The following is a 14,576-nucleotide window of genomic DNA, read 5'->3' as shown; positions in this document are numbered from 1 at the left end:
GGGGATCCTATTGGTCGGCGGTCAGGAAGTGGCGGACCGTGGCGAGGTCGGTGGTGAGTGATCGATCGGCGAGATCGTGGTTGAGTTCCCGGCCGATCCGCCGCAGATAGGCGCTCAGGTGGCCGGTGCCAGGGAGTCGCTCGTTGCGCAGGTCGAGCGCTCGGATCGCGGCCAGGAGTTCGCAGGCGAGCACATCGGTTGCCGACTCCAGGCACTGGTGTAGTTGCCGTGCGGCCTGGGTCGAGAAGCTGGAGTGGTTCTCGGTGCCTCGAGAGATGACGACCGATCCCAGGGTGGCCGGTTGCGCGCTTTGCCGCAGGGCGGCCTGTGCGGCGGCTTGGTTGTACTCCAGCAGCATCATTCCGCTGCTGCCGGGAGTGCCATCGGCGAGGAAGGCTGGCAGGCCCGTCATCTCCGGCGATGACAGGTCGGTGACTCTGGCTACCGACAGCTGGGCTAGTGAGGAGAGGGCGAGCTTGACGTGGTCGACGGCGAGGGCGACCGATATCCCGTGGAAGTTGCCGTTGTGGAAGACATCGTGGGCGGCCAGGTCGATCAGTGGATTCTCCGCGGCTGCATTCGCCTCGGTGACGAGTACCCGCTCCAGGCCGTCCAGGCTGTCCAGCAGGGCGCCGGCCACCTGCGGATAGGCGCGAAACCCGTAGGAGTCCTGGACACGTGCTGCCCGGAACTCAATCCCGCTCAGGAGGGTACGTAGTTCGGCCGCCGCCCGGACTTGTCCAGGATGGGGTCGGGCTTCCTGAACCGAGGGTTGCAAGGGTTCCGCGGACGCCCGAACGGCGATGAACGAGAGCCCGGCCGCCACAGTGTGATGGGTGATCCAGCGACGGAGTTGCCCGAGTACCTGACAGGTGCTGGCGATCGTGACCGCGTTGGTTGAAATGATCGGTAACGAATCACCGGGTGTTGGCCTCCACAAGGGTCTTCGGCTGCCATCGCGGAGGGTGGTCTCGCCAGCCAGGCCGAGAGCGATCTCGGCCATCGCGGACAGGTCTCCGGTGCCGATGGCACCGGCGGCGTGCACCACCGGGATCCGGTTTTCCCGGATGGCGATGGCAAGAGCATCGAGAATGCCCGGGTGCATTCCCGAGCCGCCGTGCAGCAGTTGGTTGAGCCGCACGATCATCGCCATCCGGGTCGTGACCGGGTCGAGCACTTCCCCGGAGCTGGTCGCGTGACTACGCAGGAGCCGCAGGTCGTGGGTGATGTTGCCGCTAATTGTGGTGTCGCGGTTGGCACCAACACCGGTGGTCCGGCCGTACACCGCTCGACGTCGAACCACTTGGTTGACCAGGACAGCAGAATCGGCCACCCGGGCTCGGGCCTGCGCGTCGATGGTGATCTCGGGGTGCTCCTGGACGCCAAGCCGGAGCAGTTCGTCGACCGTGAGTGAGGAGCCGTCTAGAAGGGTGACCACGAGATCTCCTTCAGCACCAGCTTCCGCATTGGAACCACTGCCCCGAAGCCTGGCCCGAAGTCAGGCCGTGCGGCCGTAGAAGAGCTGTTGCGTCAAGGCATTCAGCTTGTCGCCGGGGCGCTCTGAGTAGGAGAGGACTGCGTTGATGCGAGGTTCGGCGCCTTCAACCGGGGTGACGCGGTGCAGCGAGTGTTGCCCACGGAACATGGTCAGAGCGCCAGGCTCCCCGGCCAAAGTGATGCGCCCGGGCTGCTCGCCCCGAAGAGCAGCTAGCACTCCGGACGAGTTCTGGTTGTCGGCCGTGCGGAGGTTGTGGAAATACTGGTACTCACCGCCGAAAACCACTGGGTGGAGCATGACCGTGACCGCGAAGGGTGAACGGTCGAAATGCCAGCCGAGTTCGTCGCCCTCGTTGAAAATCATCAAAGACGCGGCACCGAGCGGATCTGCATAGCGGTAGAAGGTCTCCATCCCGAGTGCCTGACCCAGGAATGTCGTCAATTCGTCAGACTCGTAGGCCACCCGGAGCGGGGAGTCTTCGCCGACCAGGTCCCAAGCAATCGTCAGCTTAGAACTGTGCTGCAAGACCGCGGCCGGGTTGTCGGCGGCGCTCTCTGACGGCACCTGCTCGAAGTAGACGTTGTGAGTGTCGTCGGTGCGGTATGCCGCGCTCTGCTTCTCCTGGGCCTCCGCGACCAGACGATCGACCGCTTCCGGACGGAAGAAGCCAGCCAATTGGCATGCTCCTTCGAAGGCGAGCGACGCGTGACAGAAGTCGATCAGCGCGCGACCCTTCCGGCTGTTCAGCTGATCGATCGGGTATCGCTCCAGATCGATGACGTCGCCGAGGGTAACCTTGGTGGTGGTCATGGTGTAACTCCTTCGGAGATGGTGTTGTGCGCACCACATTGCTCGAAGGTTCCCATTACATCCAGCGACAAAAAATACTGACAAATATTCGACTTGCTTATGGGAGAGTCGGGGCATGGACGCTCTGCCCTCGTACATGAAGCTGGATCTTCGGCACTTCGTGTCCTTGACGTATGTAGCCCGTTTCGGCTCGTTCACCGAGGCTGCGACGCAACTCGGGTACACGCAGTCGGCGGTCAGCCAGCACGTCCAGCGGCTCGAGTCACTGATCGGCAGCCAGCTCCTCGAGCGCTCAGCCGGTGGCAAGTCGGTGACACTCACGCCAGCGGGCCGGCTCTTGCTACAGCACGCAGAAACGATCACTGGCGCCATGCAGCGGGTTGCGGTGGACGCTGGGGCGCTGTCCAGGGGCGCCGCCGGGATTCTTCGGGTCGGCTGCTTCGAGAGCGTCGGATCGAGTCTGCTCGCGCCGATCCTGGCGAAGCTGCGGGACGTACTTCCGAAGGCACAAGTTGTCCTGACCGAACTGCCTGATGACGGCGATCTGCTTCAGCTGGTCGAGTCCGACCAACTGGATCTGACCTTCGTCGTCTTCCCGATGCCAGACGGACCATTCGCCACCGAGACATTGATCGAGGACCCCTATGTGCTGGCGGTGTCAAAGCAGTCACCACTTGCCCGCGAGGACGGCCCGGTGAATCTGGACGATTACCCCGACCTACCGCTCATGTCGTATGCGCACCTGCGGACGCCGCACACCCTGGAGGCGCGCTCGGGACGCCCCGGTTACAGGTCCAGGGTGGTTTTCCGCAGCAACCACAACGCCACTCTGCTTGACCTGGCAGCGCACGGCTACGCCGCTGCGGTAGTTTCGCAACTCGCCGTTCTCCCCGAGCGGGCCGACGTACACGCGCGGCGCCTGAGCGGGATCCACCCCCGCGTCATCGGCGTGGGTTGGCACAGCCGCCGGACCCTGTCAGTCATGGCACAGGCCTTCATCGACGCGGCCAAAGACGAGACGCAAGGTTATGGCTTCGCCGCAAGCATCGGCGCACCAACTGGAAGGAACTCCGCCGCCAATTCACCTGCGACGGATGGTGGCCCGCCACCGGCGAGATGACCTTGTTCAACCCGGCAGGAGTGAAGATCCGTTACTACTCCTACCGGGGAACCAAGATCCCTTCGCCCTGGCCGAGCACGGCCTGAGAACACCCAACGCCCTCTGGGATGTGTGGAGAGCCCGGTGCCTGGTAACAGGCACGCCGGGTTCGGGAAGCGGCCCGGAGAAACCCACCGGTGGAAACACCGGCAGGGCGCTCCGGGCCGACTTCGCCTTGACAATGGCCACGGTCGAGCTATGGAAGTACGACCACAGCCGACGCGACGGCGGGCAGTGGAAAGCGTGGCTGTCGTTCAGCCTCGGAATTGAACTGTCATATTGTGCGCGAACGTGGCTTCCGCTCCTGAGCTGAGTGCCTTCGCGATCGCGGTGGCGGCCTGCCCGCCGCTGGCGTTGCTGCTGTCGGTCGAACTGTTGAACCAGGCGTTGAAGCGGCATCGGGTCCAGACTGCCAACGAGACCAGCGCCGAGGCTGAAGAGACCCGATCAAGAGATGCAAGGCCGGCAGATCCGGACGATGTGCCAGCGCCGCGCACGGCCGTCAACAAGATGCCTGGTCAGCACACTTGCAGCGAAGACGCAGGCCCGGAGACATCGCATGGCAATGAAGACGATCCGTTGGTCGAGCAGGCATGTCAGCTCGACGCCGAGCATTGGAACTCGCACCACCGTCCGATCTCGGCCGACACACTCCGCCGACGCCTTGGCATCGGTTCGCGCCGCGCCCGCGCCTTGACCCGCCACGTCCGGCAACATCGCCAACCCGGGGCGGTGTCGTTGAAGCCAGCGCAGTGAGAGCCGGGCCCCGCGGTGGGCTGCCGCACCTCAGGCAGCCCACCGCATTCCATCGTCCGCAGACGATCTCTGCTGAAAAGGCACCAACTACGGCTTCCTCACGTTGATCTTCGAGCACCACGCTCCCATGACCGGCTACCTGAAGAACCCAACGTCGCGAAGACCCCATCACCATCAGCGAGAGGCGGAGCACGAAGAACAGACCTGGCGCGCGACCGCCTTGGCTCGCCGGCCGCTTCTGGAGCGGTCGACCGGTTGGGCTGGCAGAGGCAGACAACCGAACGCACCACAGCCATGCCCGCTAGCGCTATGCCGTCACCAGCACAAACGTCACGAGTGAGCACTACCGTGTCAAGGTAGTGGCCCGCTGCGGCCGACCAGCTGTTTCGCGCATCCCTGCAGGTCAGCGGCTCTTGTTCCTCCTCGTTACGACGGGTTGTCACGCGTTCCCGCGCGTTCCCGTCGCCAGGAAACCGCCATTTGATCATGGCAGTTACAAGGGAGGTCTAGCGACGCCTCCCGGTAGATTCGCAATGCAGACGGCGAATCTAGAGGCAGGTTAGCAGCCGCCGTCTGGCGATCTTGGAGTGCGTTGCGAAGATCACCTGCTTTCGCAACTATTTTCTTTCGATTCTTCCAGATTATCACGGTCATCGCTATCCATAGCCCGATAACAATGACCAGGCCAGCCCATCTGGTAAATTCAGGCTGCGCCCGCCATAGGCCAACGATAACCGTATATCCCAGCAAGAAAGCCAGGACGATTGCACCCGCTAAGCAAAGAGTGAAAATTCTCTGAAAGGTCCGAGCAGCCCTCAGGTCATCTTCGATTTCGTCAAACTTCTTTACCTTCTCCCGATACTCCTCTTGAAGCCTCCTCTCGGCCTCCTCAGAATTAACCCCACCGCTTCCTGTGGGCATATTCCTACCCTGATCAGTCTCGCCAGCCCCAGTCGCCACAAGTCCCCTTCGTTGTCCCTATGCTCGCACAATCTTGTGATCGTATGACTGCACAGAGTGACACGCAAGCACTTTCAGGTGAATACGAACTGACGACTACCAGCGCCATAAACAGCGTTCGTTCGCATGCACTAAACGAGGGACCCCCGCCGAAGCGGAGGCCCCTCGTCGGCCCTGCGAAACGGGTTAGAATGTACCGGCTTCAGCCTGGTTTACCGTCCCCGTGAACCGCGGACCACACGACATGGCCAGACAAACCCCTGGACGTCAAGTTTTTACTTCACCTGCGCGCCGCGTAGTGGACCGGTTGGGCTCGCATCCAAATCCTCCGTGGTTGCGGTGCGCAAGCGAAGCAGCGAGATCGCCATCTTGGCCGCTGAGACGCTGGTGATCAGGAGCAGGCCGGATACATACTGAACGTGTGTTCGAAGGTGTTCATCGGATGCTGGCTCGCCGCATCAGCCCACCGCGGCCGGTCTGGATCGACTTGGACGCCTTGGTGTCGTACAAGCGGGGCCTGGGGCCGGGTGCGGACAAGGTGCCGATGGTCGTTCATGCCCATGGGGTGGAGCTCGACCGCTTGGTGGCGGGCATGCAGCTCGCGTGGCTGCGGTCCGATCGCGGGCAGTGGTTGGGTTGTCCGCCCGGTTTGAGGATGACCGTTGACCGCTCCAGCGTGACCAGCGATCAGGTGGGGCAGTGGTCCCGGAGTTTCTAGTAGTGGGCGTCGCCGTAGTACTCGCCGAAAATCGGGCGGATATGCCTGACCAGTGGTGATCAGCCGTTGGCGGTGCGCTTCTCGGCGATGACGGTGCCGATGGACACCTTGGTAGCGCGGGCGATGGTGCGGATGGACTCGCCGTCGGCGTGCCGGGCGAGGATGATGCGGCGCTTGTCGGCGTCGACGACGCGGGGCCGGCCGCCGGTGCGGGCGCGGGCGGCGTCGAGGCCGTTGCGGGTTTTGCGGACGATGTCGCGGCGGCGTTTTCGGCCAGGGCGAGCGCGAGGTCGAGGTCGAGGTCGAGGTCGAGGTCGAGGTCGAGGTCGAGGATGAGGATGAGGTTGGTTCGGTGTGCTCGCCGGCGGCGATGCCGTCGAGGACTTTGACGGCATCGCCGCGGGAGAACAGGTCGCTGAGCACGAGCAGGCCTTCGAGAAGGTTGCGGCCGAGCCGGTCGACTTCCTGCACGGTGAGCATGTCCCCGGTCCGCATGTAGTCGATCGCCGCGGTCAGTGCTGGACGGTGTATGAGGAGGAACATCGGAACGAAAACCAGCGCTAAGCACTGATCGTGCTGTTCAGACGGCTACCTCTTGCGCACGAAGATCGATTTATAACGTTTTGAGCACCGCTCGTTCGATGGGTCACGTCGAGCTGCTGTTCGACGCAAGCGGCCGAGGATGCGGGTGGTGGCGCGGGTAGGTGCTGCCCCCGACAGGGTCAGAATGTGCGAGGAATCTGCTGATCACTTTCCGTGTTGGAGTTGAGGCAGCCGAACCGCTGGGCGGTTCGGCTGGTCGCCAGAGGTGAGGTCGATCAGAAATTCCTGGTCAGGCTGGGGGGCGCACGGTTGGCGGAGGGCTTCGGTGTCGACCACGGTGAGGTTCTCGCGTAGCCCGATACACAGGTCGCTGCCCGGGGTACGCAGTCGGTAGTGCCGGTCGCCGACGTGCTCGATGTGGAACAGTTGCCCGGATTTGCCCGCGATGCAGTTGTCCTGTGGTTCGAGCATGTCGTTGATGAAGCCGGTCTCCACGACGGTGAGACAGCCCATGACGTGGTTGATGGGGCTTTCCCATTTGATTGTGGCCAGTTCCGTGCCGTCGGGTTGGAGGAACACCCGTGGTCCTGCGGGCTCGGCGCAGGGGCGCAGGACCGCCACGGCGGAGTCGTAGCGTCCGGTGTGCTCGCGGCCTTCGGTCAGGCACAGGTCGGGTGCCTTTGCGGGGCGTATCCGGACCCAGCTGCCCGCGGACGGCAGCGGCAGCACCTCGGGGTGGACGGGGGTGTCGACGGAAGTGGAGGTGACTCCTCTGTCGATTCCGGTCCTCGGCCACCACGCCACGGCTGCCACTGCCGCCGCCACGGCCGTCAGCACCGCCGTGATCACCCAGGTACGCCGTCGCTCCGTCCCGTGCGGGATGGGGTCGGCATCAGGTTCGGTTGCCGGTGCGGCCGGCGCCTGGTCGAGATGCGGCCCCACGGCCAAGCGTTCACGAACGCTGAGCCATTCCGCCAAATACTGCCCATCGCCGCACGCGCGCACGAACACCGCCAGCAATTCCGGTCGGGGAAGCGCGCCACGACGCAGCATGTCCGCGACAGTACTGCGGGGCAGAACCGCGCCCTGTATGGCGGCTTGTTCTTCCAATTGGCGTAAGGTGCGGCCCGAATTCTTTTTGAGCGACCGCAGAAGCGCGGAGAACTCCTCGGCGTCCTGCGCTGATTCCGGTCGGATCCGGTCACGACTCACCGACTCATCTTGGTGGATCATCCGAGTCCGAGGGAATCGGCCGTTCGGAGGTTGTCCGGGTCACCGGACAACCTCCAGCTGACCAGGCAAGACCTGGCATCGCCGTCCGGGACACACTGAAGGGCTTGGCCACACGCCCACCGTCTTGCCAGGCTGGCGAAGCGTCATGGAAGTCGATGACGCGCTCTCCACACGGCGAGCTGATCGTGAACCACCACCGTCGATCGCGATGTGTGGATGACATCCGTTTGTCCTGCTCCGCAGACGCTTCGGCAGGACTATGAAGGAGGAAACCTTGCGACTGTTCCAGAGACTCGGGATTGCCGTCGCTGCGACCGCGGCAGCCCTCGCGACGCTGCTGTCAGCGTCGGCGACCGCTCAGCCGGATACCGTCTCCGCCCCACAGGCCCCCGCAGGCGTGGACTGCACCTGGACCCCCGGGGGCGACCCCACCAGCGTGACGATGACGACCACCAAATCGATCAGACTCAGGTTCGGGCCGGCCGCAGGCTGCAACTTCATCGGGTGGAACGACATGCCGGTGCCCACGACGCTGAAGGCCATCTGCAAGTACCGCAACCCCGATTCGGGCAACACCTGGTACTACGTCAAAGCGGTCGGTGAGGAGAGTTGGGACCCTGGCTGGATCTATTCCGGCAACGTCAAGGACGTTTCAGGGACGATTCGCAACTGCTGAACGCGGCCCTGAATCATGTTCCCAAGCCTTCGAGGGATGCGGGACGGGCAGATTGGCCGCCAGGGTGAGCTTCCCGGGGGGATGCGCACATGAAGGAAATGCCCCTTCGGCTGATCCGATCTAGGACGCCGATGGGCGAGCGGTGATCATTTACCGAAACCGACGCTGCGGATGTGTCGAGAAAGCCCGCACACCCGCAGCGTCGTGCTCGTCCGGACTTGCCCGGGTCGAATTCGGCATCGGGCGACCTCAGCGGAACCAGGAGATTCGATGCGCAGAATGGCGCTATTGGCGGCGCTCACCCTGTCGGTGCCGGCGGTCGCGGCCGCCGCGCCAGTCGATTCGGGCACAGTGTTGGTGGAGTGTTCGGACATGGTGTCGGACGACGAGCGGATCAACGCGGCGATCGGGGCCAGCCCGGTCGGTGCGGAGATCGTGATTTCCGGGCGGTGTTTGATCGACGGCACGATTCGTCTGCTCGGTGACCGCTCCTATCGCGGGACGTCCCGTACCGGGACGGTGATCCGTCAGGCGGACGGGGCGAACCTGGCCGCGTTGGTGGCCAGCGATTCCTACCTCGATGACACGGACTTCACCGGTGCCCCCGTCACACTCCGCTCGTTGACGTTGGAGGGGAATCGGGAGGCCAACCCCCGCGCCGGGGACGGGCTTGTGCTGCGGTCGTGGGCGTCGGTGGTGGAGGACGTCCTGGTGCTCGGGACGAACCGGCACGGGATCCGGGTGACCAATCCCTCCGCGAACGGGACCCTGTTGGGCAACAGTCAGGTCAACGGCCGGATCTCGGCGTGCCACGTCGCCGAGTCCGGAGGCAGTGGCATCCGGGTCGAGGACCCGGGCAACGCGGTCACCGACTGGCAGTTGACCGACAACTGGATCGCCGGCGCAGGCGCCGCCGGGATCAGCCTGGACAACACCGCGGGCTGGTACGTCGAACGCAACCACGTCTACGACGTCGCAGGCGGGGCCATCGCCGCGGAGCGTCTGTTCGGCAGCAGCGTCTCCGACAACTACCTCGAGGGCTTCGCCGGCTTCGGCATCCGGGCCTCCGCGCAGGGCGAGGCGGCGTCGACCGTCGCGCACAACCGGGTCGTGGGCCCTTCGGGCGGGGTGTCGGCCTTCGTGTCGGTGCGCGTCAACTACGGCGCGGCGGCGGTGGCCGTGGTGGCCAACACCATCCGCGGCAGCGGCACCGGGATCGGGCTGGACTACCAGGCCGGCACCGGCACGACGGCGACGATCGCCTCCACCGGCAACCTGGTGACCGGCGTGACCACACCACGCCGCGTGTCCTCGGGCGTCACCGTCACCACAGGCATGTGACAGCGAGGTCCAGGCCGTCGCGGTACTCGCCGGGAATCGGGTGGATACGACGGACGAGAGGCTTCGCGGTCAGGACGTCTGCCGGATTGCGGCTTCCGCGGCGGTGACCTCGCCGTGCACCACGGCGAGGCTGACGCCGACGCCGCGGGCGATCTCGCGCAGGGACTGGCCTTCGGCGCGGCGGGCCAGGATCGCGCAGCGTTTGTCGGCGTCGACGACTCGTGGTCAGCCACCGGTGCGGCCCTGTCGGGCGGCGGATTCGAGGCCGTTGCGGGTCTTGCGGACGATGTCGCGGCGTCGGTCCTCGGCGAGTGCGAGCGCCAGGTCGAGGATCAGGCTGCGTTCGGTGTGCTCCCCGGCGGCGATGCCGTCGAGGATCTTGACCGCGACGCCCTGCTCGAACAGTTCGTTGAGCATGATCAGGCCCTCCAGAAGGTTGCGGCCGAGCCGGTCGGCCTCCTGGAGGGTGAGCATGTCGCCGGAGCGCATGTAGTCGCACCGCGTCCAGCACCTGCGGGGTGAACTGGCGCAGGTATCCGTAGGAGCCGTCGAGCGCGGCCAGATGCCCGTGATCGCGCGGCAGCCGCGGCGCGGCCTGTGCGACCGCGGACCGCAGGCGTGGCCACCCGATCCGCTCGCCCCGGATCAGGCCGCCGATCTGGTCGTCGGGGATTCCGGTGTCGGTGATGATGGTCAGCAGGTCGTCCAGCAGCGCCTGCCGGTCCTCGCCGGCCTTGCCGCGCTCGGCGAGCGCGTCGCGCATCTTGCGTTCGGCGCTGGTGGATTTGGCGAAACGTCACTGACCGGCTTTCGGTGGCGGCTACGACTTGGACGGCGATCGAGACCAATCCGAAGGCGATGTATCCGGTCCAGATGGCCGACGGCATGCGAGCACCCCCTCCCACACGGCTCAGCATGCCGTTGGCGGCAGGGCGCCAACCTGGGACTTTAGTCCTCGTTGAAGGACGGTCTAGTCGAGCTGGTGGCCGGCCAGTAGGCCTTGTTCTCAGAACGGATCATCCGCCGGAGGCTGGTGCGGGTGACAACCAGATCTACCGCGCGATCAGTGCCTTAGAGCTGCCGGATACTCACCAGCCACACGACCTGAAACTAAGATCTCTCGTGTGTCTGAGGCCAGAACGGACCTCCAGATAACGAGGGTGATCGCTCCTGTCCAGACGGCAACCGTGCCCCACCTGCCGAGTTCGGCGGTTCTGATCGAGGGCTTGCCGGAGCGGGTCATCGTCGATGGCAGTGAACTGACGGACCTTGGGCACCTGCGGTTGAGCCCTTCCGCCCCGGACGAGCCTCGCAGCGGGTTGTGTCCCGGCACGCCGATCCTGCGACATCCCGCCGGGAGCACAGGAGGGCACAACGTCCCCCGCTCACGGTCAGATGCAGATCAGCCGCAGCGCTCTGGTGGGTCGAAGATCTGCGTGATGGCGGGTTCGAGTAGCCACCACGTGTGCCAGATGCCGCCGCTACCTTTGCCGCGTCGTGCGCGCAGGTGCACTTCCCCCACCAGCGGCGCCGGGTGTCGCGTCACCAGCAGAGCAGTTTGCCCTCGACAGCAGCATCAAGATCCCAACCATCCGGCAGCGGCTCTACCGGCTCGTCGGGCTCGTCCGGCTCCGGATACAGGAACGCTTTCGCCAGGTCGACCCGGGCCGGAACATGCGGCTTCCGGCACCGGTTGCCGCCGGACTCCTTGGCGGTCGAGCCGACCGTTCGAACACATGGTCTAGTATGACTCTTGTGTGCCCTGACAGCACGCGATCGTTTCCGAGGTAGGGGAATCCCAATCCTGTTGTCAACTGCGTGGCGTTCGATTCCCGAACGCACATAGACTGCGCAGCGTGCCTCGCCTCATCCACCTCAACGGTCCGCCGGGTATTGGCAAGTCGACGCTTGCGCAGCTTTACGTGAACGACCATGTCGGTGTGCTCAATCTAGACATCGATCAGTTGCGAGGCTTGATTGGTGGTTGGCGCGATCGGTTCGAGGAGACCGGGGAGATCGTGCGACCGATTGCGCTGAGCATGGCCGGCACGCACCTGCGCGCTGGACGCGACATAGTCATGCCGCAGTTCCTGGGGCGGTTGAGCGAGATTGAGCGCTTCGAGGCCGTAGCGCACGACAATGGCGCCGAGTTCTGTGAGATTGTGTTGATGGATACCAAGGAACGGTCGGTGGACCGCTTCGCCCGCCGCGGCGAGGACGACGACCTTCCATGGCACCAACAGGTCAAAGAGATCGTGGCTCGTAGCGGTGGACCGTCGCTGCTCGCGGGCATGCACGATCAGCTGACCGAGGTGCTCCGAATGAGGCGGGCAGCCATCGTCGTACCGAGCGTGGCAGGAGCAGTTGAGCAGACGTACAAGGCCCTAACAGCAGCTCTCAACGCAGAGCGTTGAGAACCCCTGGCACACGTGCAAGCACCGACACCCCCGACATGCCTGGTGGGATTACACAGCCGGCTGTATCACCGGTTGGTACATGCGGTTGTCCCGTAAGAGGGCCCACAAGACGTTGAGGCGTCGTCGGGCAAGTGCGAGTACGGCTTGAATATGACGTTTCCCTTCAGCACGCTTGCGGTCGTAGTACGTCTTCGAGGCAGCGCAGTGCTGGATGCCGAGTTGTGCGGATAGGTAGAAGATCCGCAGAAGCCGCCGACTGTAGCGTTGTGGGCGGTACAGGTTTCCAGTGATGCGGCCTGAATCGCGCGGTGCGGGCGCAAGTCCAGAGACTCCGGCGAGACGGTCTGCGGTACCGAAGGAGATCACATCACCGCCGGTTGCGGCGATGAATTCAGCTACCAGTAGTGAGCCAAATCTGGGCAGGCTCTTGATCACGTCGGCTTGGTGATGTGCCCGGAATCGGTCCTCGATGAGCGAATCGAGCTGCTCCCGCTTTGCGGCCGACGGCCGAAGACTTTGCGCCACGAGGGCTGTATGGGCACACGTCGGGACACCCTGCGGTGTATGTGGCCGAGTCCGAGCAGGCCGGGCAGTTCGTGGTGACGGCAAAGGTGGCGGTGCGCACCCCGGCGCGGAGTTCATCTCGGAGGCGGAGGCGGAGGCGGAGGCGGAGGCGGTGGCGCGGCCGTGGGCGCCTCGTGGGTGACGGTGGACTCGTTATTTCTGCCGGTCGCGCAGAGGCGGCCATCCCCTGTTGAGGTGCCGTGATCGGTCAGTTTGGGTGGTGTTCTGTTGCCCAGGCTGCGATTTGGTGCCGGGAAGTGAATCCGAGTTTGACGAGGATGTGCTCGATGTGGGCTTCTGCCGTGCGTTGGGAGATGACGAGGCGAGAGGCGATGGCAATGCCGATTGGCTCGTGGACTGCTTGGTGGTGCGCGACGGTTTGCTCGTACGACGACATCGCTTGCTTCAGGTGTCCCTGCAGAGCTTCGATGATGCCGGAGAACAGCGCCACGTAGCCCAGCGCTTTTTCGTCGTCGAGGTGCCGGCTGATCGTCTGGGCCTGGTTCAGTCGGTCTGCGGCGCTGGTGAGGTCGCCTTGCAGAATGGCCATCCATGCCGCGACGCACAGGCCTCGTGCGCGTTGGTTCGTAGGCTCTGGGGCGAGTGCCAGCGTGCGGTCGAGCCAGCGTCGTCCTTCGCTCACCGCGCCGGAGGCGGCCCAGTACTGCCAGAGAGCGGTCGCCATGACGAGTCCGGTGTGGGTTTCTCCTGGGGTGCTGGCGCAGAATTCCAAGGCAGCTCTGACGTTGGGGTATTCGCTTCGGAGCTGTGTCAGCAGTCGTGTTTGCTCGGGTGTGAACAGCTTGTGCTCGGCTTCGGCGACGAGGTGTGCGTAGTAGTCGCGGTGACGACGAGGTGCGGCAGCCTCGTTGAGGGAGGCAAGTTGTTCGGAACCGTACTGGCGGATGGTCTCCAGAAGTCGGTATCCGGGCTGCGGTGAGTCGCTGTCCAGGAGGAGCACGGACTTGGCGACCAGTCCGGCCACGAGGTCGGCGATGTCGTCGGGGTCGATGCCGTCACCGGCGCACACGTTTTCGGCCGCGGTGAGATCGAACGTGCCCGCAAAGACCGACAGACGCGCCCACACGACGCGTTCGGTAGTGCTGCACAGTTTGTAGCTCCAGTCGATCAGGGCTCGGAGGGTCTGTTGCTGCGGTAGCACCGTCCGCCTACCGGCAGAGAGTAGTCGGTAGCGGTCGTCGAGCCGTTGGACGATCTGCTCCACCGACAGGGCCTGCAGCCGTGCGGCAGCCAATTCGATCGCTAGCGGCATTCCTTCGAGTCGTTGGCACAACCGCACAACGGCGGCTGCGTTGTCGTCGGTGATCGTAAATCCTGGTCGGATGGCCGCCGCCCGTTCCATGAACAGGGTGACCGCTTCGTACTGGGTGAGGGCTTCGACGGGAGGCAGGGGACGTTCCGGATCGGGCAGTGACATCGGCAGGACCGGGTAGAGGGCCTCGCCGGTGACAGCGAGCGCTTCCCGGCTCGTCGCGAGGATCGTAAGGCGGGGAGCCGCCCGCAGCAGACAGTCAGCGAGGTTGCACAGCTGTCGAGCACGTGTTCGCAGTTATCGAGTACGGAACGCGAAGGGCTCGACGCCAAGGAAGCGCTGACCACGGCCTCCGTCACCATCGCCGCGATTCGTGGCCTGCTCCTCCAGGAGGTCCTGACTCCGGCAGTCCACTCGGAGGACGCGGTCGCCTTGATCCTGCGCATGAGCAAGGGCCAATCCGTTCCACGGACACATCCGGGGCCTTGAGCAGGGAGTACTGCAACGACGGCGTGACGTGGGATGCTGAGAGCTGTCGGCGGTGATGATCACCGCGTGGTGGATCTTGCAAGGTGAGTGGCGTCGTTGGATGCCGTGGTGGAGCTGATCTTCAGCCGTTTCGCCAGGT

At 64.6% G+C, this 14,576-nt stretch carries 12 protein-coding genes and 1 pseudogene; 6 read left to right on the top strand and 7 right to left on the bottom strand.

The features are described 5' to 3' along the window. Window positions 1-7: 7 nt before the first annotated feature. Both BLW84_RS33700 and BLW84_RS33695 read right to left on the bottom strand, forming a co-directional pair. On the bottom strand, window positions 8-1,438 hold the full coding sequence (locus tag BLW84_RS33700; protein ID WP_093273883.1) for an aromatic amino acid ammonia-lyase: 1,431 nt from the start codon (window positions 1,436-1,438) through the stop codon (window positions 8-10). A gap of 60 nt (window positions 1,439-1,498) precedes the next feature. Next, window positions 1,499-2,308: a HalD/BesD family halogenase gene (locus tag BLW84_RS33695; protein WP_093273881.1), complete on the bottom strand. Its 810-nt coding sequence runs from the start codon at window positions 2,306-2,308 to the stop codon at window positions 1,499-1,501. Window positions 2,309-2,423: 115 nt separating this feature from the next. Here BLW84_RS33695 and BLW84_RS33690 point away from each other — a divergent pair, with 115 nt between their 5' ends. The 3 genes from BLW84_RS33690 (at window position 2,424) to BLW84_RS49440 (ending at window position 5,901) form a co-directional block, all read left to right on the top strand. Next, on the top strand, window positions 2,424-3,428 hold the full coding sequence (locus tag BLW84_RS33690) for a LysR family transcriptional regulator (protein ID WP_093273878.1): 1,005 nt from the start codon (window positions 2,424-2,426) through the stop codon (window positions 3,426-3,428). 330 nt (window positions 3,429-3,758) lie between these two features. Beyond that, window positions 3,759-4,223 carry a hypothetical protein gene (locus BLW84_RS49445; protein ID WP_425441797.1) on the top strand — a complete coding sequence of 155 codons (465 nt, stop codon included), beginning with the start codon at window positions 3,759-3,761 and terminating at the stop codon, window positions 4,221-4,223. A gap of 1,402 nt (window positions 4,224-5,625) precedes the next feature. Next, entirely contained in the window at window positions 5,626-5,901 is a 276-nt protein-coding gene (locus BLW84_RS49440) for a hypothetical protein (RefSeq protein ID WP_093273875.1), read from the top strand. Between the two features lie 432 nt (window positions 5,902-6,333). Here the strand turns inward: BLW84_RS49440 and BLW84_RS50480 are convergent. Beyond that, a pseudogene (locus BLW84_RS50480) lies at window positions 6,334-6,381 on the bottom strand (hypothetical protein); the annotation flags it as partial. Window positions 6,382-6,648: 267 nt separating this feature from the next. Next, window positions 6,649-7,677, bottom strand: coding sequence for an RICIN domain-containing protein (locus BLW84_RS46645; protein ID WP_143061187.1), 1,029 nt, complete (start codon window positions 7,675-7,677; stop codon window positions 6,649-6,651). 274 nt (window positions 7,678-7,951) lie between these two features. Between BLW84_RS46645 and BLW84_RS46640 the strand changes: the two genes are divergently transcribed. Together BLW84_RS46640 and BLW84_RS33655 are read left to right on the top strand one after the other, a co-directional pair. Then, entirely contained in the window at window positions 7,952-8,353 is a 402-nt protein-coding gene (locus BLW84_RS46640; RefSeq protein WP_143061186.1) for a hypothetical protein, read from the top strand. Window positions 8,354-8,623: 270 nt separating this feature from the next. Further along, window positions 8,624-9,694, top strand: a complete 1,071-nt coding sequence (locus BLW84_RS33655; protein WP_093273864.1) for a right-handed parallel beta-helix repeat-containing protein — start codon at window positions 8,624-8,626, stop codon at window positions 9,692-9,694. A gap of 225 nt (window positions 9,695-9,919) precedes the next feature. On the opposite strand, the gene BLW84_RS48555 is transcribed toward BLW84_RS33655, so the two are convergent. Beyond that, window positions 9,920-10,183, bottom strand: coding sequence for a recombinase family protein (locus BLW84_RS48555; protein ID WP_093273862.1), 264 nt, complete (start codon window positions 10,181-10,183; stop codon window positions 9,920-9,922). A gap of 1,367 nt (window positions 10,184-11,550) precedes the next feature. On the opposite strand from BLW84_RS48555, the gene BLW84_RS33635 reads away from it, so the two are divergent. Further along, window positions 11,551-12,108 carry an AAA family ATPase gene (locus BLW84_RS33635; RefSeq protein ID WP_245761562.1) on the top strand — a complete coding sequence of 186 codons (558 nt, stop codon included), beginning with the start codon at window positions 11,551-11,553 and terminating at the stop codon, window positions 12,106-12,108. Between the two features lie 51 nt (window positions 12,109-12,159). Here the strand turns inward: BLW84_RS33635 and BLW84_RS33630 are convergent, their stop codons facing one another. Together BLW84_RS33630 and BLW84_RS33625 are read right to left on the bottom strand one after the other, a co-directional pair. Then, complete coding sequence (locus BLW84_RS33630) at window positions 12,160-12,546, bottom strand: transposase (RefSeq protein WP_218157573.1); 387 nt, start codon at window positions 12,544-12,546, stop codon at window positions 12,160-12,162. Between the two features lie 337 nt (window positions 12,547-12,883). Continuing rightward, window positions 12,884-14,113, bottom strand: a complete 1,230-nt coding sequence (locus BLW84_RS33625; RefSeq protein WP_143061185.1) for an ATP-binding protein — start codon at window positions 14,111-14,113, stop codon at window positions 12,884-12,886. Window positions 14,114-14,576: the final 463 nt, after the last annotated feature.

The sequence above is a fragment of the Saccharopolyspora shandongensis genome (assembly GCF_900106995.1).
GTDB classification, from domain to species: domain Bacteria; phylum Actinomycetota; class Actinomycetes; order Mycobacteriales; family Pseudonocardiaceae; genus Saccharopolyspora; species Saccharopolyspora shandongensis.
Note: the sequence above shows the minus strand (reverse complement) of the source record. Positions and strands in the feature narration are given on the sequence as shown.